Annotated in this window: 17 protein-coding genes and 4 pseudogenes; 14 read left to right on the top strand and 7 right to left on the bottom strand. The window is 57.3% G+C overall.

The genetic code is table 11. The features are described from left to right. Window positions 1-130: 130 nt before the first annotated feature. Window positions 131-448, bottom strand: coding sequence for an ABC transporter permease (locus PYH37_RS32285; protein WP_342394682.1), 318 nt, complete (start codon window positions 446-448; stop codon window positions 131-133). Here PYH37_RS32285 and PYH37_RS32280 point away from each other — a divergent pair. Continuing rightward, window positions 447-626 (top strand): hypothetical protein, encoded by a 180-nt coding sequence (locus tag PYH37_RS32280; RefSeq protein ID WP_342394683.1) that lies wholly within the window; start codon window positions 447-449, stop codon window positions 624-626. The two genes, PYH37_RS32285 and PYH37_RS32280, sit on opposite strands and share 2 nt — an antisense overlap. 227 nt (window positions 627-853) lie before the next feature. On the opposite strand, the gene PYH37_RS30775 is transcribed toward PYH37_RS32280, so the two are convergent. Beyond that, a complete protein-coding gene (locus PYH37_RS30775; RefSeq protein WP_280736240.1) occupies window positions 854-1,192 on the bottom strand; it encodes a hypothetical protein in 339 nt (112 codons plus the stop codon). 196 nt (window positions 1,193-1,388) lie between these two features. Between PYH37_RS30775 and PYH37_RS30770 the strand changes: the two genes are divergently transcribed. The 6 genes and pseudogenes from PYH37_RS30770 (at window position 1,389) to PYH37_RS30750 (ending at window position 4,023) form a co-directional block, all read left to right on the top strand. Next, the gene (locus tag PYH37_RS30770; RefSeq protein WP_280736241.1) at window positions 1,389-1,673 is read left to right on the top strand and encodes a transposase; all 285 of its coding nucleotides are present in this window, start codon (window positions 1,389-1,391) and stop codon (window positions 1,671-1,673) included. Next, on the top strand, window positions 1,670-1,936 hold the full coding sequence (tnpB, locus tag PYH37_RS32650) for an IS66 family insertion sequence element accessory protein TnpB (RefSeq protein ID WP_425336212.1): 267 nt from the start codon (window positions 1,670-1,672) through the stop codon (window positions 1,934-1,936). The genes PYH37_RS30770 and tnpB overlap by 4 nt, the downstream gene beginning before the upstream one ends. A 206-nt stretch (window positions 1,937-2,142) precedes the next feature. Continuing rightward, window positions 2,143-2,331, top strand: a complete 189-nt coding sequence (locus tag PYH37_RS30765) for a hypothetical protein (protein ID WP_280736242.1) — start codon at window positions 2,143-2,145, stop codon at window positions 2,329-2,331. Beyond that, window positions 2,309-2,715: pseudogene (locus PYH37_RS30760) on the top strand (recombinase family protein); the annotation flags it as partial. The gene PYH37_RS30765 and the pseudogene PYH37_RS30760, both read left to right, overlap by 23 nt. Continuing rightward, window positions 2,689-3,485, top strand: a pseudogene (locus PYH37_RS30755) (IS110 family RNA-guided transposase); the annotation flags it as partial. The pseudogenes PYH37_RS30760 and PYH37_RS30755, both read left to right, overlap by 27 nt. Then, window positions 3,442-4,023 carry a plasmid pRiA4b ORF-3 family protein gene (locus PYH37_RS30750; RefSeq protein ID WP_280736243.1) on the top strand — a complete coding sequence of 194 codons (582 nt, stop codon included), beginning with the start codon at window positions 3,442-3,444 and terminating at the stop codon, window positions 4,021-4,023. The pseudogene PYH37_RS30755 and the gene PYH37_RS30750, both read left to right, overlap by 44 nt. Before the next feature lie 7 nt (window positions 4,024-4,030). Here PYH37_RS30750 and PYH37_RS30745 read toward each other — a convergent pair whose 3' ends face one another. Continuing rightward, window positions 4,031-4,225, bottom strand: coding sequence for a hypothetical protein (locus PYH37_RS30745; protein ID WP_280736245.1), 195 nt, complete (start codon window positions 4,223-4,225; stop codon window positions 4,031-4,033). A 320-nt stretch (window positions 4,226-4,545) separates the two neighbouring features. On the opposite strand from PYH37_RS30745, the gene PYH37_RS30740 reads away from it, so the two are divergent. Continuing rightward, complete coding sequence (locus PYH37_RS30740; protein WP_280736246.1) at window positions 4,546-11,595, top strand: hybrid non-ribosomal peptide synthetase/type I polyketide synthase; 7,050 nt, start codon at window positions 4,546-4,548, stop codon at window positions 11,593-11,595. A gap of 357 nt (window positions 11,596-11,952) precedes the next feature. On the opposite strand, the gene PYH37_RS30735 is transcribed toward PYH37_RS30740, so the two are convergent. Continuing rightward, complete coding sequence (locus PYH37_RS30735; RefSeq protein WP_280736247.1) at window positions 11,953-12,660, bottom strand: response regulator transcription factor; 708 nt, start codon at window positions 12,658-12,660, stop codon at window positions 11,953-11,955. Window positions 12,661-14,009: 1,349 nt separating this feature from the next. On the opposite strand from PYH37_RS30735, the gene PYH37_RS30730 reads away from it, so the two are divergent. From PYH37_RS30730 to PYH37_RS30720, 3 genes and pseudogenes are all read left to right on the top strand, one after another. Beyond that, on the top strand, window positions 14,010-15,242 hold the full coding sequence (locus PYH37_RS30730; protein WP_280736248.1) for an ATP-grasp domain-containing protein: 1,233 nt from the start codon (window positions 14,010-14,012) through the stop codon (window positions 15,240-15,242). Window positions 15,243-15,936: 694 nt separating this feature from the next. Beyond that, a pseudogene (locus PYH37_RS30725) lies at window positions 15,937-16,383 on the top strand (transposase); the annotation flags it as partial. Between the two features lie 125 nt (window positions 16,384-16,508). After that, window positions 16,509-17,471, top strand: a complete 963-nt coding sequence (locus PYH37_RS30720) for an IS110 family RNA-guided transposase (RefSeq protein ID WP_342394760.1) — start codon at window positions 16,509-16,511, stop codon at window positions 17,469-17,471. A 10-nt stretch (window positions 17,472-17,481) separates the two neighbouring features. Here the strand turns inward: PYH37_RS30720 and PYH37_RS30715 are convergent. Further along, window positions 17,482-17,731: pseudogene (locus PYH37_RS30715) on the bottom strand (ATP-binding protein); the annotation flags it as partial. A 30-nt stretch (window positions 17,732-17,761) separates the two neighbouring features. Here PYH37_RS30715 and PYH37_RS30710 point away from each other — a divergent pair. After that, entirely contained in the window at window positions 17,762-18,178 is a 417-nt protein-coding gene (locus tag PYH37_RS30710) for a DDE-type integrase/transposase/recombinase (RefSeq protein WP_280736250.1), read from the top strand. Between the two features lie 528 nt (window positions 18,179-18,706). Here PYH37_RS30710 and PYH37_RS30705 read toward each other — a convergent pair. Beyond that, window positions 18,707-20,335, bottom strand: coding sequence for an MFS transporter (locus tag PYH37_RS30705; protein ID WP_280736251.1), 1,629 nt, complete (start codon window positions 20,333-20,335; stop codon window positions 18,707-18,709). 1,169 nt (window positions 20,336-21,504) lie between these two features. On the opposite strand from PYH37_RS30705, the gene PYH37_RS30700 reads away from it, so the two are divergent. Then, window positions 21,505-22,773 (top strand): ATP-grasp domain-containing protein, encoded by a 1,269-nt coding sequence (locus tag PYH37_RS30700; protein WP_280736252.1) that lies wholly within the window; start codon window positions 21,505-21,507, stop codon window positions 22,771-22,773. 215 nt (window positions 22,774-22,988) lie between these two features. After that, complete coding sequence (locus PYH37_RS30695; protein WP_280736253.1) at window positions 22,989-24,371, top strand: amidohydrolase family protein; 1,383 nt, start codon at window positions 22,989-22,991, stop codon at window positions 24,369-24,371. Between the two features lie 526 nt (window positions 24,372-24,897). On the opposite strand, the gene PYH37_RS30690 is transcribed toward PYH37_RS30695, so the two are convergent. After that, window positions 24,898-25,920 carry an IS110 family RNA-guided transposase gene (locus tag PYH37_RS30690; RefSeq protein WP_252746836.1) on the bottom strand — a complete coding sequence of 341 codons (1,023 nt, stop codon included), beginning with the start codon at window positions 25,918-25,920 and terminating at the stop codon, window positions 24,898-24,900. Between the last annotated feature and the right edge of the window lie 33 nt (window positions 25,921-25,953).

Here is a 25,953-nt window from a genome sequence, read left to right as displayed (position 1 = left end):
CGCTGGACGATGTCACCATTCACTACGCCCGCCGACTCCGCAGCCTCGGTCCGATATAAATCCGCAGGGAAATTCGTCGCGGAACAGGTTAGCTATGCGTCCTGTTCTGCGCAAGGCGCATCGCAACCCATCAGCTGGATCGAGATGGCGACGATGTGGTGGAGACGACCGCGATGAAGGGTGTAAGGTTGAAGTCGATGTCCAGCTTCCTGGTTATCGTCTTGCACTCGGTACCTGAGATCAAGAAAGCCAGCGTTGCCTCATCAAACGACAAGACGAAGGCGAAGACCGTACCGGTGACGACGCCAGGGGTTATTTGCGGCAGGACAATTTCGAAGAAGGCACGGCCGCGGCTGGCGCCACAATTGAGAGCGGCCATTTCGAAAATGGGGTCGAAGCGCTGCGGCGATGCCGAGACGGTAATGACCACATAGGGAATGACCAGCATGGTATGCACCAACAGAAAGCCGAAGAAGAAGCGGCGCGAAGAACAGATAGAGCGCGATCGCGATGATGATGTGGGGAAGGATCAGGGGCCTGAGGGCCAAACCGAAAATCAGCTTTTTTCCCGGGAGGTCGCCTTGGACGAGGGCGACGGCAGCGAGAGTTCCGATGATCGTCGCTGAAGTGGTGGTGAAGAAAGTGATACGCAGACTGAAGAGCGTCGCCGCGATCCAGTTGGGATCGCTGAAATATTCACCGCACCGTTTCAACGTCAGCCCGAGGGCGACAACTGATGTAGGGGGCACTGCCGAACAGACGGTCCCGGGGGACCTCACCCGGAGTTACGGCGGCCGCGTCAAGCCTGACGGTGATCCTTTCAAGGATGACATTGTGGAGATTGGTATGTCGATCAGCGTGGGCAGAACCAGGAAGAATAGGATGGGTCGAATAATAGCGCCTGCGGCGAGTTTGCCGAGCACGAGGGACGGAAACGCCGCAGGTCGGCAGTACCATGAACGGCAGCAGCACATGTGTCATGGCTACGATCAACGGCGCCTTCGGTATAGATCATCTTCATCGCTTCTTCGATGATGCCGGTTCCAACGGGGATGTCGTTGAGGACGCCCCTGCGCTGCAACAGAATGATCCAGGCACAGGAGCGCACAAGAACCGAGGTCCATAGCGGGATCAGGACGCAGGCTGCAATCCAGAGGCTGAGCTTGCTTCGCCCGCGCCATGGCCAAGGCAATCGGATTATCCCAGCAGGAGGCGCCGACCGTCGTCACAAATATGATCCGGAGCGTATCCCTCCGGCGGGGACCGCCTTGCGAAGTTCCGCTTATCCCGTGGGTCTGCGCTCTTAAGAGTGGATTAAAGAGCGCATTGAGCAATTCATTGGACATGCAGTTTTGCTGACGGGACCAGAGCGGCGTCGGCGATGGTCGTTGGAAGATCGCGCGCAGATACTGGCGGAGGCTTTCGCGCCAGGCGCGGTGGTTTCCGCAGTCGCACGCCGTTTCGAGGTTTCGATTGGCCTGATCTACACCTGGCGGCGGCAAGCTTTGGTCCAGGAGGCCGAGCCCGCCTTTGTCCCAGCCAAGCTTGCTGACCCTGTCAGCAGTGATGCGGTCGAACTGCCCATGGCGGTGGAGTTCCCGAAGGGCGTTGAAGGTGAGAATTGGCTCAGCAGCGCCGTGCGAGCTGGCGGCCGCGATCATGAGCTCAAATGATCCCGATCAGTTCCGGGGTGCGGGTGTGGATCGCGAGCGGTCACTGCGACATGCGCAAGGGCATGCAGGGTCTGGCGCTGCTAGTGCAGGAGAGCCTCGGCCGCGATCCGTTTACGGGGCGACGTCTTCCTCTTTCGCGGTCGTACCGGCCAACTACGGACATTCTGCATACGGTTTTCGTTTTTCGAGGATCGCTTGTCCTTAGCACCCAATGTTCGGGTGCATCGTGCAGGTCTCGCCCTTCCGACGTGGCAAGAGTTTGACATGCATCTACACCGATGATCGGCCTGATCTTTCCCGCGAGTGGCCAAACTGGATGTTCGACGAGAGCTACTGCGGCGGTATGACACTTGGGCTACCGCAGATCAGCCTCGAGGCCTTAACGAGTTCGCGACTGTTTTGGCACCGTTCGGTGCGACTCAGGTGCCAGGCGCAAAATCCCGTCCTTCGAGGAAGAAGGAGAAGGGTGATGCGAAGCAGGCGGTATCAGGAGCGCGCTGAACTCGTTCTCGAGTTGGAGCGCAAAAAATGCCACGCACCGGCAGTCAGGAACACGAAAGGGCTGGTGGAAGCCTTGGCGGATCTTCTGCTGGAGGCTCTGGCATTAGGCGGGGCGACAAAGACGGGAGGCGTGGATGAGCACCAGGATCACGCCTGATCATCTCGGCCGCGCCGCGGTGGTGTATGTCCGTCAGTCGACCATGGCGCAGGTGACCGGCAATCTCGAAAGCCAGCGCCGGCAGTATGATTTGGCGGGAGCCGCCGCAACGGCGGGCTTTGCATCGGTGATAGTGATCGATGACGACCTCGGACGCTCCGGTTCAGGCTGCATCGAGCGGAACGGCTCGTCGCGCTGGTTTGTTCCGGCAATGTCGGCGCGGTCTATTGCATCAAGGCATCAGCCTGGCCCGCAAGGGACGGGACTGGCACCATCTGATCGATCTGCGCTCTGGCCGGCACTTTGGTCATTGATCCGGATGGCGCCTATGATCCGCGGCTCGTCAACGATCGTCTGCTGCTTGGGCTGAAGGGGACGATAACCCCCCTTCGCAAGAAGCTGTAGCGTAGGGAGATGGTGAAATTCTTCGAGAAAGCGCCACCGACCACCATCGCACTCGAAGCCTGCGGTGGCTCTCATCATTGGGCGAGATTGTTGAGCACCTTCGGCCATGAAGTGAAATCAATCGCGCCGCAGCGGGCAAAGCCTATGTCAGCGCGGCAAGAATGATGCTGCGGATGCTGAAGCTTTGTGCGAGGCGATGAGCCGCCCGACGATGCGCTTCGTGCCCGTGAAAACCGCCGACCAGCAGGCTGCCTTGATGCTGGTCGGTGTACGAGAGAGATTAATCCGTAATCGGACGCAGCTCGCCAATGCCATTCGCCGTTTTGCCATGGAATTTGGCATCGTCGCGGCCACTGGCATGTGCCGGATCGAGCCGTTGCTGGAGCGCATAGCGGCCGACCAATCTCTACCTGAATCGGCCCGTGAGCTTTTTGCCATGCATGGCGTTGAGTATCGAGACCTACTTACCGAAACCAAAGTCCTCGAGGAAAAATTGATTAGCGTTGCATCGCTCGGATGAATGCAGCAGGCGCCTTGCGGAAATCCCGGGTGTTGGACCGGTCGGCGCATCGTTCTTGATGATGAAGACCCCAGATCCGCGGATGTTCAAGTCAGGTCAAGATTTTGCCGCCTGGATAGGGCTGACACCGAAGGATCACTCGACTGCGGGCAAGGTCAGGCTTGATGTGATTACCCGTGCCGGCGATGAAATGCTACGAAGCACGTTGGTGGTTGGCGCGACCGCTCTTCACGGTGATGCGGCGCGTTGTGGTGCCGTTCCGCATCAAGCTCCCTCGCCTTCATGAGGTGCTGCAGGCGGCGATGGGCTGGAGCAACAGCCACCTTTACGAATTCCGCATCCGCGACGTCGGCTTTGGTCCGGCTGACCAGGACTGGGGAGATGGCCCGCTCGATGCGCGCAAGATCTCGCTGCTGGCGGCAATCGAAGACATCGCCGCGAAATCGTTCAAGTACCTTTACGACTTTGGCGACGGCTGGACGCACAGTATCAACATCGAGCGCACCTTCCCCGTCATCGGCCTTGCAGAGCCAATGCTCCTCGAAGCAACCGGACGCTGCCCTCCCGAGGACATCAGCGGGCCATGGGGCTATCAGGAGTTCCGCGAGGCTCTCGCCGATCCCACCCACGGGCGGCACGCCGAGCTCGTCAAGTGGTGGGGCAGCGAGGATTACGATCCCGAGAGGGCCGGCAACTTCGCCGAGCTCAACAAAGCCGTCGATGATGTGCCAGCAAAGTGGACCCGCAAATCATGCCGAAAAATCTGAAAGTCCTTCAGGCTGCGGTTTTTGCCGGATTCTTACTCCAGAGCGTACGCAGCAGAACCTTGAGATAAAGCGGTTCGATGAACATGCGGATGTAGTTGTCGAGGGTGAAGCCTGGGTCGAACAGGCTGCCGACCAGCATGCGGCCAACCGGAACCGCTGCGATCAAGCGCAGCAGGAACTCGCGCGGCGCGATAATTTGCAAAAGCTATGTCTATTCCAACCAGGCCAAAGCTGCGACGACGTCGGATAGAGCACTTGTACACGGGCAACAGCTTCTGATTTGGAAAGAAACATGAACTAGCTTTAAAGAATTGGAAAGCGGCTTCAAGCTCTTTAACATGTTTCGGTTCTGCGTTTCATAACTCAATGCGTACATTCATCTGCATCTCTAATTCGGAAGGGAAATTTACGTCAGAACTCTGAGGCGTCATGCGCGTGTAGCGATAATTCTCAGAACGTTCAAGCCACTTCCAGAAAAAGGCGCGTAAGGTGCTCCGCACAACAAAGTCGCTGGAGAAAGCAATGGAGTACGTTACCCGTCCGCTGTCGCACGGTCAGATGGGCCTTTGGCTGGATCATCAAAAAAGACCGGCCGGCAGCGAATACAACCTGCCGGTCGAGCTACGCATAAAGGCAACGTTCGACCTTACTGCTTTGCGCCGCTCGCTTCAACTTCTGATTGATCGCCACGGAATGCTGCGCACAACCTTTCACCAGGAAGACGGGCGCGTCGTTCAGCGCATCCACGAGACAGCCACCTTGAACTTGCAAGTCGTTCCGCTGCAGAGTTTCAACGAAGCCGAGTTCTATCAATCTATTGCTGCGGAAGCTCGCGTCCCTTTCGATCTCGAACAGGGACCGGTATTTCGCGCGCACTTGTTCATCCGCAGTGCCACGGAAGAGATCCTCCTCCTCAATTTCCATCACGTCATTTCCGACGCTTACAGTATCCGCACTTTTCTACAGGAATTCGGCAGTCTCTATCAGGCGTGCTGCGGCAAGACGGAGATGCCGAGGCTGGCTGCGGCGGCTTCCTACGAGGACTTTGTGGCTTGGCAGGAAAACCACCTTGTCGGCGACGACGGAGAACGAATGTGGGCCTACTGGCGCGGCCAGTTTGTCGATCACGAGCCCGACCTCGCCCTTCCCACCGACAGACCGCGAGCTGCGCTCGCGGCGCACACCGGATCAGTTTTCTCCAAGGATCTGAATATGTCCTTGGTCGCGCGATTGGAGCAACTCGCGCATAAAGAAAAAGTGAACCTCGCTACGGTCCTACTCGCTGCCTATTACGTCCTGCTGCATCGCTATAGTGACCAGGACGTCATCACTCTTTACATGCCACGCCTCGGTCGGCCGACAGAAGATTTTTTCGGGACTTTCGGCTACTTTGTTGCCATGGGCGCTTTACGGCAGGACCTTTCCGGAAATCCCATTTTTACCGATCATCTACGGCAGGTCCGTCACCTGACACGTTGCGCGCACAGGCACCAGCATTTTCCTCTTCCCCTGCTGTTAGAGAGACTTAAGCTACCCCGTGTACCTGGTCGGGATCCGCTCGCGCAGGCGGTTTTCAACTTCACACCGGAGGCGATAAGTTCTCTTGGCTTCAGGCGATACGACGTCGATCTTTCCGGCTTGCCTGCACAGATCCGATTTTGCGAGACCGAGATCTGGATCGATCTTGATTTCCGAATCCTAGCCGGAGAAGAAAGCCTCCGCCTTGATGTGGTGTACAATGCCGAGTTGTGGGATGCCAGTACCATCGAGCAGCTTGCGAGGCACTATTGTGTGCTGCTGGAGGCGATTGCACATGCACCAACGCGACGGATAGGCGATTATAGACTTCTGACCCCGGAGGAAGAGCGCAAGATTCTCAAGGATTGGAACGAGACGAGTGAACCTTTTCCGTCCGACACTTGCCTCCACAACCTGATCGAAGCGCAGGCCGCCACTTACCCAGACAACATCGCTGTGAGCTGCCCATCGGAGGCGCTCAGCTATGCCGCACTTGAGCAAAAGGCAAACAGGATTGCACATCATCTAATTTCAAAAGGTGTCCGCCCTGGACACGTGGTAGGCGTTCTCGTTGAGCGCTCGTGCGATCTCATTGCCAGCTTTGTAGGAGTTTTGAAAGCGGGGGCCGCCTATCTCCCTCTCGACCCGCGTCTGCCAGCCCAGCGCCTGCGCTTTATTGTGCAGGACGCTGGTGCCGCTGCGGTCATCACCAAGACCGAGCTTGCAGAACAAGCGTTTGGGAAAGACGAATCATGCCTGAATCTTGAAGATGTGAATAGATGCGCGTTGGTTCTCCTTGACAGGGATGAGCGCGAGATTTCTCTGCATGATGTAACGCCTCCGCACTGCCCCGCTGGCCCCCCTGATTTGGCTTATGTAATCTACACGTCAGGTTCCATGGGTAAGCCGAAAGGCGTGATGGTTGAACATCGCAGTGCCTGCAATATGGCGGAGGATCTAAGGCGGACCTATCAACTGGGGCCAGATAGCCGAGTATTGCAGTTCGCTTCGTGCGGATTTGATGCATCGGTCTTTGATTTTATGCTGGCCTTATCTTCTGGTGGCCAATTGTGTTTGGCGCCCCCAGCCGCGTCGCTGCCGGGGGCAGAACTTGCCGAGTTCATGCGTCGTGAGCGTATCACCGCTGCCGGCCTCACTCCGACAGCGTGGGCTAGCTTGCCGTCAGCTGATCTTCCTGACCTCACCACGATTAAGTCAGGTGGAGAGCCCTTACCGTCGAGCCTTATCGAGCGATGGGGTGAGAACCGCCGGATTTTCAATTCGTATGGACCCACAGAAACAACCGTTTATTGTATCAGGACAGAGGTGAAGGCTGATGGTAAGAAACCGCCAATCGGGCGGCCCGCGATCAACACCAAGGCTTACATTCTCGATCGGTATGGCGCACCGGTACCAATTGGTGCCGCCGGTGAACTTTACATCAGTGGGGTCGGCATTGCTCGTGGCTACCTCAACCGTGACGAACTCACATGCGAACTATTCCGACCAAACCCATTCGATGATGAACCTCACTCCAGGCTCTACAGAACAGGGGATCAGGCCCGGTATCGGTCCGACGGCTCGATTGAGTTCTTGGGCCGGAAGGACGAACAGGTCAAGATCCGCGGCATGCGGGTTGAACTTGCGGAAATTGAACAGTGTCTGATGGAGCACAAAAACGTCAAGGCCTGCTGTGTTACGCTGAAAGACTATCCCAATGAAAATAGAAAGCTTACAGCCTATGTGGTAGGCCGAGGCGAGAGTCCGGAAAATGCCGACGATCTTCGCGCCTTTCTGCGCGGTCTGCTGCCAAGCCACATGATCCCATCACAATTCGTATTCCTCGCGCAGATGCCGACCAATCACAGCGGCAAGGTCGATAGGCGCGCTCTTCCTAACCCGAGAGGCAACTCGAGACCAAACGCCCCCGTTTTGCCCTCAATCAGACTGCAGAAGGAATTGGCCGACATCTGGAAGGATGTACTGATGCTGGACTCTGTGGGGGCAGAAGAGAATTTCTTTGAAATTGGCGGAGATTCCCTCGCTATTGTTCAGGTTCAGGCGCTCATTCACGCACGCTTAGGTGTGAATTACAAAATTTTGGACCTGTTTCAGCACCCCACTATAAGAACACTCGCGCTGCATTTGGCCAATATTTCAGCTGCTTCTCACACTGCTCAAGATTCGAAGAATCCGATTGCCTTGGCCGCAAATACGAACGAACCTGACCACGACCGGAATGCTGTTGCGATCATCGGTATGGCCGGGAGATTCCCCGGCGCGGAGGACGTAGATCAGTTCTGGAACAATCTTGTTAAAGGTACAGAGTCCATCAAGGATCTGGATGAACAGACACTGCGAAATGCCGGCGTCGATCCAGACACTTTTAACAAGCAAAATTACGTGAGGCGCGAAGGCGTCATTAGTGGAGTTGACCTGTTTGATGCAGCCTTCTTCGGCATCTCGCCCAAAGAGGCAATGTGGATGGATCCGCAACAGAGAATTCTATTGGAAACAGCGTACCAAGCTCTCGACCACGCCGGATATGGGTCCCGTGATGGGGACTGTCGCGTTGGCGTGTTTGCGGGTGTGGGCGCCAATCATTATATGGCTGGCAGCGAGGGAGGTCAAAATCTGCTGGATTCAGAAAAACTGCAGGTCCACATTCTCAATGGCCGCGATTTCACCGCCACACGAATCGCCTATAAGCTCAACTTGACTGGGCCTTGTTTGTCAGTTCAGACGGCCTGCTCCACTTCGCTAGTTGCTGTCCACCTGGCGTGTCAGAGCCTGCGTAGCAACGATTGCGACATGGCGTTGGCAGGCGGTGCGTCAATTTCCCTGCCCCATGGAAAAGGTTACCTCCATCAGCAAGGCCATATCTTGTCTCCTGACGGGCACTGCCGAGCGTTCGATGCCAAAGCGCAAGGAACGGTGAGAGGCAGCGGAGCCGCGGTAGTCGTTCTCAAGCGCATGAGCGATGCCTGCAAAGACGGCGACTATATCTGGGCAGTCATAAAGGGGACCGCTGTCAACAATGATGGGGCCGCCAAGGTAGGGTTCACCGCCCCCAGCGCCGACGGACAGGCTGCAGCAATCCTAGCTGCTCTCGACGACGCTGATGTCTCGGCGGACACCGTTAGTTATGTGGAGGCGCATGGGACGGGAACCTACCTTGGCGACCCCATCGAGGTCTCTGGTCTGACCAAGGCCTTTCGTTCCCACACCGGGAGAAAACAATTCTGCGCGTTGGGTTCGGTGAAGCCAAATATAGGTCATCTTGATACCGCCGCTGGTGCAACGGGTTTGATCAAAGTCGCCACAATGCTGGACAAGGGCATCATTCCTCCCAGCTTGCATTTTGATGAACCTAATCCGAATATCGACTTTCAGGACAGCCCGGTGTTTGTAAACAGGACGTGCACCGCTTGGCACAAAGGTCATGCGCCACGGCGCGGCGGAGTCAGCTCTTTCGGCATTGGCGGCACGAATGCGCATGTTGTTCTTGAGGAGGCTCCGGGGCGTACTGGGGACGAAGGCGATAGCAAGCTGCACGTTTTCCCGGTATCGGCCGCGAGTAGATCGGCGCTGACCGAAATCCTTCGGCAGCTCGCCGCCTTCATGCGCCGAAGCGATATACAGCACAAGGCAGCAAATATCGCATACACTCTGCAAAAGGGCCGAGCCGCTCTAAGATATCGCACAAGTTTCGTGGGATCCGATCTGGCGCAACTGGCCGAGCAAGTTGATCAGGCGAGTTTGCATGAGAGCGCGTCGCGAGAGGTGTCAACTAGTGAGCACCCCATCGTGTTCATGTTCTCGGGGCAGGGGGGGCAACAGGTTGGAATGGGTCGGGAGATCTATGAGCAAGAGCCGGTATTCCGCAGCGCCATCGATGAATGCGCAACGTGGATTAAGGAGTTCGCACATATTGATTTTCGCTCACTGCTTTACGGGGAATGCAAATCCGATGGCGAGCTTGCGCCTGAGCTAGAAACGGTCATACAGACAGTTGTCCTCGCTACACAATACGCAATGGCGAAGCTCTTCATGTCATGGGGCATTTTCCCTGCAGCTGTGATCGGGCACAGCATCGGAGAATATGCTGCCGCTCACACAGCGGGCATTATTTCACTACCAGACGCCATCCGGTTGACGCTGATAAGGGGACGGCTAAGCTCGCGTCTGCCCGCCGGCGGAATTGTTGCAGTCGGACTGTCGCCCGAAGAGCTCCAGCCGCATTGGAATGCGAACCTATCCCTAGCAGCAATAAATGGGCCGCGTCAGTGCGTTGTTTCGGGGGCCGCACCCGAGATCGCAGCGTTTCATGCTCGGTTAGCGGCGAAATCCATAACAAGCAAACGAATACACGCAAGTCATGCCGTCCATTCAGCCCTGCTGGATCCAATCCTGCCGGAATTTAGGGTCCACGCAAAACAATTCGCGTTGCATGCGCCGCAAATACCTTTCATGTCAACGGTGACAGGTGACTGGCTTGAGGCGGACGCGCCGCCTGCTGACTACTGGGTCCGCAATCTGCGCGAAACAGTGCAGTTCCACTTGGCCTTCGACCGGCTGGTGCAGTCGGGCCACGATTTATTTATTGAAATGGGTCCAGGCGCAGCCCTGACCTCACATTCAAGGCGGCTCAAATCAAACGGCAGCCCGCGTAGCCTCGTCGCCTTTTCAGCCTTGCCAGGACGCGATCATGGCCAAGGCGATCATGCGAGACTGTTACAGACGCTGGCCAACCTTTGGACCTGCGGTGTTTGCATTGATTGGTCTGCACTGCACTACCATCACCCCCTCCAGCGTATGCCGCTCCCCCCTTATCCTTTTGACCGCAAACGCTACTGGCTCCCTACGGCTGCCGCTAACAAGCATAAGGGAAAGAAGAAATCGAATCGATCTGATACTGAGGACGTCGCTCAGGCTGGGGCCGAAGAAGCACGCAGTTCAATTGGTGGCGACATATCCGCTGAGGCGGCTTTGGAGCACAAAATCGCGGCGGTCTACCGCGAGATTTTGGGATCAAGTGAGATTACCCCGACGGACAGCTTCTTTGATCTTGGTGGCGATTCTCTGAGTGCGTTGAGCGTCATCAATTGCATTGAGGAACTTACGGGAGAGAAAGTGGCTGTTTCTCTTCTGCTGAAACATCAGACACCAAGAGCGCTCGCGATAGCCCTGTCGACGACGGATAGAAGCGCGGCTTATAGCACATTGGTCCCGATACAAACCGGCGGGTTGCGGCCCCCTTTGTTTTGCCCGCACCCTTTTGGCGGACATGTACTCCACTATACGCCTCTTGCTAAAGCACTGGGCCCGGAGCAGCCACTGTACGGCCTACAGGCACGCGGTCTGCACGGCGAAGCGAGTCCTCACCTAAGCATTTCGGAGATGGCGCGGGAATATCTTCATGCTATCAAGTCCGTCCAACAACGTGGTCCTTATCAGCTTGTCGGCCACTCGATGGGCGGTAGCATCGCTTGGGAAATGGCCTGTCAATTACGCGATGCTGGCGAGGAGATAGCAATACTCGGACTTCTTGATGCCAAAGCGCTTCACACGCAGGAAGAGCGCGCAGACCGCCAAGCCCTTCTCGGCAATGTCCCTATTCCAGATTGGCTGAGCGAGCGAGTTGTCGTCTTGAGCATGCTTTTCCCCGCGCTGGCGAAACATTGGAAAAAACTGAAGCTGATCGACCGTGAGCGTCAGGTCGCTGCCTTGCTTGATTTCGGAACCCAAGCAGGCAACATTAAGGAGATGAGCGAAACGCAACTCAACTATATCCTGACAGTTGCCGAGGCGAACAGAATTGCACTACATGAATATACGCCTCGGCCCAACGACTGCAGGTCCGTTCTTTTTACGGCCAAGAAGGGGCTCCGCATATCCAACAATCAACACAATGGTGATCTCGGGTGGAAGCAATTCGCCAGGGGACGCTTGGAAATTCAAAGCGTGCCGGGTGATCATTATACTATGGTCGCTCCGCCGAATGTGAGCATCCTCGCAACCAAGCTTGATAAGTATCTCATTCCAAACAACTGAGCGACGCCACCGACAACACACTCGCAAAAGCTATCTCGGGTCCAACCTGCATAAACCAAGATGCAGCTCAAGCTGTCTTACGGGTCGGGCGGTCAGGCGATTGATCAGTGTGGCTGGTTAAGATTCCTCCGCCCAGATCACCTCTGGCCTCATAGCTATCCTAATTCCGTCCATGTTGGCGCGAAAGTACTCATCAGTAGAGACATCGGTCCAGCTTTATGCCGCAATCAGGGTTGCCGCGCAACACAGTAGAAGACAATAGTCGATTCAAGTGGTCTGTTTGTCGCGCTCTTGATCAAAACGAAACAGTGCTCAGGTGCACACCATAAACGTCGGCGCCTCTGTGGCGCAGCCGAGTCAGACGTCCCCCTCGTCTAAGGTATAACCGGCGGAGCGTATAGTTCGAATGCCGTTGTGGGCCGAAACGCTCCCAACGGCCCTTCTCAGCCGGCTGATATGGACATCGACGGTGCGCGCTTCGACATGAATGTTAGCTGGCCAAGCGGCCTCGATCAGTTCGTCGCGGCTGCACACCTTGCCGCGGTTCTCGATTAGATGGCGCAGCAGGTTGAACTCGATCGAGCTCAGATGGATCCGTTGGCCGTTGCAGCAACGTATCTGGTGACTGGCGAGCCGCATCTCGAGGTCGCCCCAGATCAGCGGCCGGCTTCTCTCGTCGCTATCGAAGCCCAGCCGCGCCATCGCTAGTTCATCGCGCAAGTAGGCGATTAGCTTGGCTGGTGCGAAGGGTCGCAAGAAGCTTTCGTCAATGCCCGCCTTTAGTAGATCCAGATGCTGGGGCCCGGCGCCTGGCGCGATCAGGGCGACTACGGGCATGGCGCCAGTCTGCGACTCGTTTTTGAGACGGGCACAGACAGCAGGGCCTACCGCGCTCGCCGGTTGGCAGTCGAGTATAACGGCTTGCGGCTCCCGCTCAGTGACCTGCCGGACCGCTTCCTCCAAACCGTCAGCCAGATCGCTCGCGAAGCCGTCTACCTCCAGGACGTGGCTGAAGAATAGATAAAATTCGGGATCCTCTGAACAGATCAGGACCAGTGGCTTCATGAGCACAGCCCCCTCACTCTAGTAACGGGCAGTTGCGTGTCGTTTGCGATGCTCGCGTCGAGGGTGTAACTAAATGCAGCATCATCCTCCGGCTGCCTATTTTTCCAGCCAGCGGCATACGGCTGTTCGATACGCGATGCTGTGTCAGCCCAGATACGCCCCTAAACAATCGCCGTTTGAGCTGGAAGTCGTTTTGTGACACGATCCAACCGAAGAGCTTCAGCTGTAGACGATTCTCGGTCTGCAGTACGCGCTTACGGCGTGCGATACCTTGAGCGGCGCCGACCTTTATCGGAGAGCAGCCGTTCTCACCTTGGTCTAAAAGTAGACTGGCACGCCCACTTGTACTGTGGGCAGCCGAGCAAAGATGACGGCTCAGTTGCTCGGCCAAGCCGACGACACGGCCGATACAACAGAAACCGTGCAGAGGTTCAACATCCACACCTATCACGTAGCGCAGACTGCCGCCGCCAAAGCCGCTGCCCCTTTCGTGCGCGCGACTCGTCTGAGGCAGACCCGACATAATGTCCTTCGTTCCCATCGGCGTCCTCGCCCGCTATGATTATTGGTAGGCAGTTCCAGCGCGATGACTACACTCAAGATTCGTGCCAACCGCGAGAAATGAACTCAGACGATTTTCTGCATGTTGGGCCAATCGCTTAACTTTTGCGCAGCAGGTATCATGCCGAACATGACCGTGTCGTGGACGCGACAAACCGACAGTAGGTACCGGTTACCTTTGCCAACGCTCACCGGCAGTCCGATGCAGGAGAAGGTGCCGCCCAAGACTGCAGAAATGGAACTGCCCTGAAGCCACACTCCCTCGCACATGCTGACAAAGGCTAGCGCCAACTCCTGCCGGGGGCAGCGTAGTGTTCGGCCAGTCAGAACTCGACCGTGTCGCCGACCTGTCGATGGCGCGCAAGGTACATCCAACGGCCGCGGTCCTTGACGTAGTTCGCCAATATGCGCGTGCCAGAGACGGTTTGCGCGGGTAGAAGCGTTCCAAACAACACAGGCGAGAAGCGAACTGTCCAACGATAGATTGCGATCGCGTAGGCTCCGGCAGGCCAGACCAGTCTATGCTATACACAGGAGGATCACGGAACTCCTAATGCAGACCTGCGTTGAACAACGTGACCCTCCAAAATTCCTTGAGACGCACTGACCAAAGCGCCTCAAACCGAAACATCGCAACAAATTCTGCGAATAAATTCACAAATGTTCGCAAGCGCAGCACGCGGACAATGTTACCTTCATCGCAAGGTCTGAGGGCCAGCTAAAATATGCTGAATTGCTCATTTACGCTTCGGACCACTGCACAGCGCGAAAACGGAGGTAGACATCCCATGGCAGGAAGAGCGCTCGTTCTGGTTGAAGGACACCCGGGGAACGGTCTGCGATACATCGAAGCGGCTCAGCGTCTTGGGCTTCACCCAATTACTTTTTCGGCTGATCCTGCTCAGTACGACTATCTCGCGGGGGAGGGGATTGAGGCGGTCCGGGTCGATACAGAGAGTTGTACTGCGCTGATCCACGAATGTCACCGACTGCGGGCGACCTATGACATTGCTGGAATAACGGGTTCCGAGGAGGCTTTCTATGCGACAGTTGGCAAGCTCTGCGAACATTTCAGCCTACCAGGACCGAACCCCGCATCGATTGAACGATGCTGCGACAAATTTACCCAACGTCAGCTCCTCGAGGAGGCCGGCGTTCCAGTTCCCGCCTATCGCGTTGCAGCGAATGCGACGGAGGTTGAAGGCTTTGCCGCGGAAATCGGCCTCCCGGTAATTCTGAAGCCAGCCATAGGCAGCGGCAGCAGCGGTGTCCGATTATGTCGCAGCGCCAGCGAGTTGGGCGAACATGCGGCCTATCTATTGGGCGGGAAATATGTATGGCGGTCTTCGCCGAGGATACTGGTCGAAGAGTTCGCACACGGCCCACACTATAGGGCTGACGTGATGGGAAATGAGGTTATTTGCGTTTCCAGCGCTGACTTCGATCCCCCACCGCATTTTGTCTTTCGTGGGGCCATCTCCCCGGCCTCGCTGACTGACTATGAGCACAAACGTATCGCCGATATTTCGCTGAGCTGTTTGCACGCTCTCGGCCTTGGCTGGGGGCCGACGAACATTGAGCTCCGGTGGACGAAGCGTGGTCCAGTCGTCATTGAAGTCAATCCGCGTCTTATAGGTGGGACTGCTCCTCGACGGGTTCAACTGGCTTACGGTGTAGATCTCGTCACCGAGCATATCAAGCTCGTCATCGGCGAGGAATGGGATTTACGCAAGAAGACTTCGAACACTGCCGCCACGCGATACCTAAACCCTGATCGCGACGGAATTCTCGATTGGATCGAGGGCGAGAGTCGGGCGGCTGCAGTAGCAGGTGTCGCCGACGTTAAAATTTATGTTAAGCCTAGGGCCATGATCGTCAGAAAAGGCGATGACCGAGACACGATCGGACATGTCACCGCCGCTTTACCCAGCCGTGCGCAGACCGAAGTGGCACTTCAGCGTGCCGTCGATTTAATTGGTTGGTCGATCACACCATTCCCGACCGTTGGCGAGCAGGAATAGTCGGAGTCCACTCACGCAGCCGCACCAGGCGGCGCCAAGTAGAAGATGACCGTCGCCGACTATCGTATCAAGAGCAGATAGACGAGGATCAACGATGATGCTTGCATCCGAGGTTCCGTAAGCAAGCTCAGCTCGTTGGTTGAAAGGCTGGCGACCTACCGGTACGTCTCCGCGGTGACTACGCTGCGTCAAGAGGGTGCCACGGCGCCATCGTGTTCCTCCAATCGGAATCCAGAGTTGGGCCCGATTGCATGACGCGCCTCAGCTATTCGAGTCCGGTCAAATTCATATGTGGAGCGGCCCGCGGTGCGTTTCAATCGATTTCACAGTCCAGGACGGTGCGTTCATATGTACGGCCTTGAACGCGGTGCATGACCGCTGGCCTTGATGAGACCGCGAAGCAAGGAGCTAGATCACATACACGCGCCTAAAGCGCAGTGAGTTTGGCGGCTTTACTCGTTACGGGATTTCGTCCTTACGTTCATCGCGTGTAGTTGCACCTGCATCTGTCGGCCTGCGCCGGTCAGATTGGTTTAGGTCGTGTCCCTACAGGTGGTGTAGGTCGGCGGTAGCGAAGCCGCTCGCGAGCGCGCCCTCAACAGCGCCGTAGTGAGCGGGCGGCGTAGCGGTGGTCATCGATGTTCTCCGGTAGGGTTCGGGTTGCTGACACCAACCTGATTCGAAGGAACCACCGATGACCGACGACATGATGAACCTGCGTGCGCTCGTGGAGAAGTCCCCCGATGCCGATCTTTTGCGCGAGATGATCGGTTTTGCCGCCGAGCGGCTGATGGAGCTGGAGGTGGGCGCCGCCACCGGTGCCGGCTATGGCGAGAAGAACCCGCTGCGGACGGCCCAACGCAACGGCTACCGCGAGCGGGATTGGGAGACGCGCGCCGGAACGGTCGAGCTGCGCATTCCGAAGCTCAGGAAGGGCTCTTACTTTCCGGGCTTCCTGGAGCCGCGCATGGCCGAGAAGGCGCTGACCGCGGTCATCCAGGAAGCCTATGTGCAGGGAATCTCGACCCGCTCGGTCGACGATCTGGTCAAGGCCATGGGCATGAGCGGCATCTCCAAGAGCCAGGTCAGCCGCCTGTGCGAAGAGATCGACGGCACGGCCAAGGCTTTCCTCGAGCGGCCTGGCTCGCCCTACACTGGTCTCCCGAGGGTTGCTCGGATAGGCCGAGCCGATCGTGACGACAAGAGGACGAGCCGTGGCAGATTATAGAGAAGCTTTTGTCGGAATCGATGTCGCCAAGCTGAAGAATGCGATTGCGATTGCTGGATCGGGACGGAGAGGTCCGCTATTCGGCGAGGTTGCGGCATCGGATGCAAGCATGCGTAGCAATCCAGCGAATAGCCGCGAAGTTTGATCGCGTGCATTTCTGCTACGAGGCCGGCCCCACGGGCTACGGCCTCCATCGGCTGATCCGGTCGCTTGGCCAGAGCTGTATGGTTGTCGCTCCGTCGTTGATGCCGAGGAAGCCTGGCGACCGGGTGAAGACGAACCGTCGAGATGCGCTTGCGCTCGCCCGGCTATTGAGGGCCGGCGAGCTCACGGCGGTTTGGGTTCCCGACGAGGGTCATGAAGCTATGCGAGATCTCGTTCGCGCCCGCTCTGCCGCTGTCGAGACATTACAGGTTCACCAGCAACAGACCAGTGCCTTCATGCTCAAGCATGGTCGCACCTATCCACGCAAGAAAGGCTGGACGATGCGGTATCTGCACTGGCTGCAGGAGCAGCAGTTCGATCATCCGGCACATCAGATAGCACTGCAGGATATGGTCGAGGCAGTGCGCGTCTCGAAGGAGCGTGTCGAACGACTGGAGAAGGTGATCGAGGAGTTCGTCCCGAACTGGTATCTCGCCCCGGTCGTTCGAGCGCTGCAGACCCTGCGAGGTGTCGATCTGATTGTCGCCGTCACCTTCGCCACGGAAGTCGGTGACGTGACCCGATTTGAAAGCCCACGCCAATTGATGGGCTATCTTGGTCTCGTTCCTGGTGAGCGATCCACGGGTGAGACCGTGAGACGAGGCGCAATAACTAAGGCTGGTAATGTTCGAGTTCGACACATGCTTGTGGAGAGTGCGTGGACGTATCGGCATCCGCCGAAGGTCGGCGTAAGGAAGCTGTACCGCCTGGAAGAAGCCCCGCCGAGGGTGCGAGAGATCGCGTGGAAGGCTCAGTTTGTCAATGCCGCCGTAAAATTCCCCAAAGTGCCGAAGTAAAATTCCCCAATTATGCCGACGGGGTCGTCACGGAGAGATGGCCATTTTTCGGCGGCCGTCCCCTCGGTTTCGGCGGAGGGGTGAAGGCTGGTGATCAGCGCCTTCGAGCGGACATGCTCCGCATGAGCTCGGCATGCTGACGCAGTCGATAGCTTGTCGATCTGGACGACGACGGCATGGTGCAGAAGCCTGTCGAGCAGCGCGGTGGCAACGACCGGATCGCCGAAGACATCGCCCCATTCGGCAAAGCCACGATTTGAGTCGCCATCATCCTCGATGCCTGGTCGCGGTTGATCGTCGGTTACGCCATCGGTCGGTCGATCGACGCGCGGCTGACGGTGGCAGCCTTGAAGGCGGCCATTGACAGGAGAAAGCCGCCGCCGGGCGTGGTGCACCATTCCGACCGCGGCTCGCAGTATGCCGCCGAGCGCTACCGCGACACACTGGCCGCCAACGGCCTGATCGGTTCGATGGGCCGCTGCGGCAAATCCCTACGACAACGCCAAGGCCGAAAGCTTCATGAAAACGCTGAAGGTCGAGGCGGTCTATCCGATGCCCTTCGAAACCTTGAAGAGATCACCGAGCACCTTCCCCACTTCATTGAGGAGGTCTACAACAAACGATGGCTCCATTCAGCGCTCGGCTACTTGAGCCCTCAACAGTTCGAGGACCAACACATCCGGCAGACTGGCAAATCAGCAGCCTGATCCATGTCCACCCCAAGGGGCGCACTCCAACTTTTGGGGAAATTTGCGGCGGCTTTGCCGGCGCATCAGAACTTGATCACCGACGTCCTTCAGTTCCGCCTCCACCCATGCGCGATCATCATGAGAGGCCCGAGAACGGTAGCTTCCTCGTGGCCAAAGCATTGACAACGGACATCAGAGCGGTGTTTTGACCGCACCTTCCGGCTCGTGGTGTGATTGACGATGTTGAGCTCGAACGAGGGCTTGGACATATGTCGATTTCAGCGGTAAAGGTGATGGTCGCCACCCGGCCTGTCGACTTTCGCACGGGCGCGGATGGACTGGCGGCGCTGACCAAGGGCCGAGATGGATGCCGACCCGTTCTCCGGCAGGATCTACGCGTTCCGGGCCAAGCGTGTGGATCGGATGGACACGCGGCCGGCCTTGCAGCAGCGCCGGGCCTTCCCCTCATTCCCGCCGCCGCAAACTCAGCAGCGCCCGGCAACGCCGTGGTCCGGTCGTTCGGGCCGATGCTTGCAGCCTTCCCGTTCAGATCCTGTCGAAGTGACGTTTGAGCGGCAGCTCGTTGTGTACACGGAAGGGCTGCCGTTCTATCTTGTGGCGGGTTTTAGGTGGGCAATCGTCTCGATGAAGCGCTCCCAGGCGAGCCACCAGTTCGGCATCGGCACGCGTCTGCCTCTGACTATGGCGCACGTACTCGATCCACGTGGGTACGTGGTAGCTCTCAGTCCACATGTGAGCCTCTTCCAGATCGCGGAAAAGCGCCCATTGCCTGGCGCCATCTCGAAGCAGGGCTCTTCGCCGCAATGCCATCATTCTGAGGAACTCAGCAACATCTTCTTGATCAATGGAATAGTCGACTGTCACCGAGATGGGCCCGCTTCGGGGTTGGAGGTCAAGTTGCAGCGTCGGCTCGATGAACTTGCTGGTTGGATCAAGATTGAGCATCTCGAAATCCGGTTCGCGAAGAACGATGCCGATCAGCCCACCGAAGATGAGAGCGAGGCTTGCAAGGAGCAAGGCACCGGAAACACCCTGCGCGTCAGCCAGCTTGCCCCAGATCCAGCTCCCCGCCGCCATGCCCCCAAAAGTGGCCGCCTGATAGAGTGACAAGGCACGTCCTACGACCCACCGCGGTGTAGAAAGTTGAACCGTTACATTGAACAACGAGAATGCCTGCACCCACGCCATACCAGCAGGGATGAGCAGCAGACAGCTCAGCCAAACGTGCTCGCTACCCGCCAGAAAGTAGCAGCTAATGGCCAGCACAAGAAATGCGCCGCGGATGACCCACTCACTGCTGAGGACCTCCCGAACCCGCCCGATGAGAAGGGCCCCGCAAATCGCTCCAAGACCGAAGAAACCAAGCATTATACCATAGGTGATGGACGTGCCCTCAACCTGATCACGGGCAACAAAGGGCAGCAGAGCCGGAATCACGACGGCGGTCAGACCAAACATGAGGCTCCGACACATAACCTTGAGCAGCTTCGGCGACAAAAGCACGTAGCGGAATCCCGCAGCCAATGCAGTGCTAAAAGGTTCCCGCGGCAGCAATCCTTGTGCAGGTTCCGTTTTCCATCGCCAGAGCGCGACGATTAGTGCGAAATAGCAAAACACATTGAACAGAAACGCGAACGCCGCACCAGCAGCTGCGACGATGATGCCGCCCACCGCGGGTCCGATGCTGCGCATGAGATTGTAGCTCATGCTGTTCAGTGCAGCCGCGCTCGCAAGATGTTCACGCGGCACTATGTCTCCCATCGAAGCGTACCATGGTGGATCGTGGAGGGCCCAACCGCAGCCGATCAGGAAGGTAAAACCCAACAGCAGCCAAGGCGTCATTATCCCCGCGTAGGCGAGAAACGCCAGAGCGGTGGAGACGCATAACATCAGCAGTTGCGCTGCCAACATGATGCGTCGGCGATCAAAGCTGTCTGCTAGTGCTCCTGCTACGAGTGAAAAGACCATAACCGGCAGTGTGGCCGACGTCTGCACGAGGGCAACTTCTTCATGTGAGGTGGCAAGGCTCGTCATCAGCCACGCCGCACCAACCCCCTCAACCAGGCTGCCGAGGTTCGATACAAGAGAAGCTGACCAGAGGGAACGGAACGTCTTATATTGAAATAGTACGATCGGAGATGTTCTCTTCGTCATTGTGGGAATCTTTTGTAATGGAGCCGTATCTCTTGCAAACACCTGCGTGCCGTCAGGCAAGAAAAGTGCGCCTCGCGAATAATTTCACTAATTTGTAATCCGTGGTGACGTTCTTGCATTTGGAGGTGGTTATGAGCGCGCCTATTTTGTTATTACGCCGTACTCGGTCGGTCAGTCGTGCCAAGGTCGCCATGAACCGGCCGCTAGCACCACCACGGCGGTGATCGAGCGGACAGCCGCCAACACTATTGCGGCTTGGTACCTGCGTTGATCGAATGCAGCAAATCGCCGAGAGCTTCGGCGGTCCACGGTCTCGGCCACCGCACAGCAGCCGCCGCGGTTGTTAAGTTGCTTCCACTCAGTGTCGATTGCTACGTGAATTTATCTTACAGGTCATCGCGTGCTCACCCGGTAAACTACCCCAACCTCGCGACGGCTACATTGATCTCGATCAAGAAGCTCTGCGGTTGTTTTCCGATTGGAACGGAAGCAGCGACCAATGCCGCACCTTGCCCGCAAGCTCATCAAGGCCAGATGTTGATATTCCTTGCCGATCTGTTGGAGCTCCGAACGGCCGAATGCCAAAGTCAGAGAGCGTAACCCTCCGGAAAGACGAATAATTTTGTTGATCGGAAGCAGGTGAGGCAAGGACCTGATTGCGGCAGTGTTGGCGGCTACGAGATGGTCACCGCGCCAGGGCCCAGCAAAAACACGAAGGCCAGGCAAGCGGCCTCGGAATTTGATAAATATTCGGCGCCTGCGCGGTCGCGGGTCTTGTGCAAGATTCGGTGCAGCCAAATGGCCGACGCTCACGGGCTGGTTCCCATGGATGCTCCGTTGCCGTCGGGGCTCGCGGGGAAAGTTGGAAATAGCTGCCTATTCGCAGCCTCGGGAATGCGCAGCCGACGTGCCCGCACGCGTTTCCCCAGTCCCGCTCGCGATAGCCGTGCGCTGAACCAAGGGCAACGGCGTCTTGCCCTTCAATACGGGTATCGTCTTCCACCGGCTCGCTAAGTTAAATAAGTGTTCATATAAATTAACAGAATATTCATCACCGCAGATCGTCGACAATGGTACCTTTACCGCAGGTCGGAGGTGGGCACAGCTGAAATAGCTGACGCTTACTACATTCGGATCATCGCACACCACGCAAAGCGGAGTGTAAGTCTATGACAAGAAAAGCGCTCATCCTGCTCGAGGGCACAAGGAGCAATGGCCTGCTGTACGTCCAAGCGGCTCAGCGTATTGGTCTTCATCCAATTACCCTGTCTGCTGATCCACCTCAGTACGACTACCTTGCGGCGCATAGCTTTGAGGCAATCCACGTCGACACCGATAATCAGGATGCGCTGATCCGCGAATGCACCCGGTTAAGTGAGACCTATGATCTTGCTGGAATTACAAGTGCCAAGGAAAAAGTCTATGCGACAGTTGGAAAGCTCTGCCGGCGTTTCGACCTGCCGGGACCAGATCCGACCTCGGTTGAACGATGCTGTGACAAATTCACACAACGTCAGCTCCTCGCGGAGGCCGGCGTTCCGGTACCGGCTTATCGCTTAGCGGCGAATGCGACGGAAGTTGAAAGCGCTGCCGCGGAAATCGGCCTGCCTGTAGTTCTGAAGCCATCCGTAGGTGCGGGCAGCAGCGGTGTTCGATTGTGCCGCAGCGTTGACGAGTTGGCCGAACATACAACCTATCTGTTGGGTGGGAAGCATATATGGTGGTCTGCACCGAGGATACTGGTGGAAGAATTTGCACAAGGCCCGTACTACGGCGCTCTGATAATGGGACAGGAGGTGGTTGGGATGGAGGCCGCTGACTTCGGCCCGCCCCCGTATTTCGTGTTTCGTGAGGGCATGTTTCCAGCCCCGCTGACTGACGACGAACACAAACGTATCGCTGATGTTTCGCTGAGCTGTTTGCAAGCTTTAAATCTTGGCTGGGGGCCAACGAACATTGATTTCCGGTGGACAAAGCTTGGCCCAGTCGTCATTGAAGTCAATCCGCGGCTCGGTGGCGATCCTCAACCGGTTCAACTGGCTTACGGTGTCGATCTCGTGACCGAGCATATCAAGCTTGTCATCGGCGAGGAATGCGATTTACGCAAAAAGAATTCGAACACTGCCGCCTGGCGCTCCCTGCTTCCTGATCGCGACGGCGTCCTCGATTGGATTGATGGCGACAGTCGAGCCGCTGCTGTGCCAGGTGTAGCCGAGGTCAAACTGCATGCTAAACCCAAGGCGCAGATCGTCAGGAACGGCGACTACCGAGACTCTATGGGATATGTCATGGCCGCTACACCAAGCCGTGCGCAGACCGAAGCGGCACTTCAGCGTGCGGTCGATTTAATTAGTTGGTCGATCACACCATTCCCACCCATTGTCGAGCAGGAGGAATCGGCGGCCATTCAGCCAGCTGCACCAGGGCGCGCCAGGTGAGAGGTGACCATGCCCGTTTATTGTGTCGAGAGCAGATAGAGACGAGATCAATGATGATGCTTAAATCGAGGTGCCGTAAAAGGGTATTCAGCTCGTCGGGTATGTGACTACTTAGCCTTGCGAGGACCTATACGCCTCCGCGGTGGCTGGCTGCAATCGTGAGCACCTTCTGCCGACTTGCAATGCGACGTACAAACTGAACAGGACCCCGAGCGATGGCCGTCAAGCAACAGATCGATCACCTGATAGTCAATGGCGAAATCTTCACCGGTGAACGCGCATCGCCTTACATCAAGGATGGCGCGATCGCCGTCGACGGCGGTCGCATCTTGGCGATAGGCGATACACGTGCACTATCGGAACGCTACCTGTCGCCGGACTTCATTGATGCCGGGGGCGCCATCGTTCACCCGGGCATGATTGATACCCATATTCACGCAACCTCAATCGCGCTGCATAGCCTGCCCGTCTCGATTGATGAGATTTCCCAATCGAAGGTGTCATACGCCGACGTGAAGGTTCAGACGGACGACGAGTCGACCGACGCGCTGGTTGCGGCGGCGGCCGTTGCGCTGCTGCGCAGAGGCTACACGTGCTTTATGGAGGCCGGGACAGTGTTTGAGACGGATGCATTTGCCTCGGCGCTGCAGCGGATTGGGATGCGTGGCATGGTCTCGGCGCCGTTCGGTTGGGACGACGTGAGCGATTTCGAGAGTCACGCTCCAGGCATGATCACGAAACGGCTACTGGAGAGGGCGCCTGCAGACCGAGCTACCGTCATCAGACGTCTTGAACGTGAGCTCACGAGGAACGCGGATAAGGATCCGCTGGTAACCGGCTATGTCTGCCTCTATGGCGAGGGCTCCGCGACAGATGCCTTGACGCGCGATGCAATCGACCTAGCGCTGGAGGCCGGCGTGATTTTCAACCAGCATCAAGGTTTCATCCATATGTGGCGGGAGCTCGAAACCAGGAAGTATGGCAAATCCGGCGTCGCGCGGCTTCATCAATTGGGAGCGCTTCATGAGAGAACGACACTCAGCCACATGAATTCGATGAGCGACCTGGATGCGGAGCTCGTAGTCGAACACCGGCCCGGCATAACCTGGTGTCCGAATAATGCGTTGCACCGGGCGGTGCATCCGGCGGACCCTTGCCGGATGCCAAAGCTGATCGAGCAAAGCGTGTGCGTTTCGCTTGGCATAGACACCACGATGTATCACGCTCTCGGAACCGCGGGCATGGCAAGCCTGCTTCTGTCGGCGACCTCTGGCCAGCGCCTGGACGACGCGGAGCCGTTTTACATGCAGACCGCTAATGCCGCGCGGAATATAGGGTTTAGTGACGAGCTAGGAACGCTCTCGGTCGGCAAACGTGCGGATATCGTAGTGAGGGCGTCCGAAGACATAACGCACACTGCTATGGAAAAGGTGGGGGGGTTGCTCGCGCTTTCGTCGTCGCAAATCCCGGTCGATGTAGTCATAATCGACGGAAAGCTTGTCATGAAAGGCGGGCGGTTGACCAGGGTCGACCAAGCCGAGGTTCTGCATCACGCTTTGGCGCAAAGACGTCGGGTCTTGGAGCGAGCCGCGACGTGAAACCATTCCACTTTGTCCCCAAAAGACGAAGTGGTTTGTACCCTTTCCGTGGCTACACATAATTATTGCCAGCTTTCTAGGGAATCGCACACTCCGCCGTAAGCGCTGTTTTGCCCCACCTCCCGGATCTTAATGTCTGGGCCAACGGGGACTCCGACAATAGGGTACTCCTCCGGTGATGGCCGCCTTGCCGAGGCAAGCTGAAGACTGAAAGTCCTAGAGCGTTTCCGTGTTTGATTGAATCGTTGCCGATTCCCGAATCGTCGTTGTTGTGATCTCATATGTGGACGCCCCTATGGCAAGGGCCTTTTGTCGGGGATGGTTTGATCGGTTGCTTTCATATGTCCGGCCTGTTTGTGCGGCGTAGAGTTTGACCGCTGGCCCTGATGGAAATCCGCCGTTGAGGTCCCTGATCAAGCTGGCGCGCTTTTGAAGCGCATTGAATCAGACGGGTTGGCCTCACCATTGGCTCGATCGTTACACATCATCGACTGCCGTTACCAATTCGGGTTGTCTGGGATCGAACTCAGGCCGTCAGCTCATGAGCCCTATAAGCTTCCTTTCGGGTCAGTACGACCCATGCGATCCGCGCGAGCTTGTTGGCGAGCGCGACGGAGACGAGCCTGAACGGCTTTTTCTCCAAGAGCTTTCTGATCCAATTCGCCATGGGTGTTGCCTTGTCCTTCGTGTGACGGATGACGGCGGTAGCACCGACAACCAGCAATCGGCGCAAATATCGGTCTCCTTGCTTGGAGATGCCACCGAGCTGGGTTTTGCCCCCTGTCGAATGCTGTTGCGGCGTCAGGCCGAGCCAAGCGGCAAATTGCCGACCTGAACGGAATTGATCGGGATCGGTGACGGTGGCAGCAACAGCCGTGGCCGTGACTACGCCGAGGCCGGGGATCGCTGCGAGCCTACGACTGGCTTCGCTGTCGACATGCCAAGCGTGAAGTTGCTGATCCAGCACCGCAATCTCATCGGTAAACACCATGATCTGCCGGATCAGAATATCCAGCGAAGTGCGTGCATAAGAAGGTAGGCCGTCCTCATCGGACAGCGCTTGCTGCGCCAGCTTGGCCAGATTGGCAATGCCGGGATTGGCGACAAGGCCGAATTCTGCCAAATGCGCCCGCAGCGCATTTGCGACCATGGTGCGCTGGCGAACGAGCAGCGCTCGCGCGCGGTGGGTCATGAGAATGCCTTGCTGCTCCACCGTCTTCACAGGCACGAACCGCATCGTCGGGCGCTGCACGGCTTCGCAGATTGCTTCGGCATCCAGCGCGTCGCTCTTGCCACGCTTGACATAGGCCTTCACATAGGACGGCGGGATGAGCCGGACCTCGTGCCCCATCGCCGCGAGCGTGCGAGCCCAATGATGCGCTGTTCCGCACGCCTCCATCCCGATCAGGCATGATGGTAGCTTTGAGAAGAAGGGCAGCATCTGCTTCCGATGCAACCGCTTCACGAGCACGGTGTTGCCTGTCTCGTCGATGCCATGCGCCTGAAACACGCTCTTGGCCAGGTCCAATCCCATGATCGTGATCTTCATCGTGAATGCTCCTCTTGCTGCTTCGGATGACAG

The sequence above is a fragment of the Sinorhizobium numidicum genome, from assembly GCF_029892045.1.
In the GTDB taxonomy this organism is placed as follows: domain Bacteria; phylum Pseudomonadota; class Alphaproteobacteria; order Rhizobiales; family Rhizobiaceae; genus Sinorhizobium; species Sinorhizobium numidicum.
This window is presented reverse-complemented; position numbering and strand designations above follow the sequence as displayed.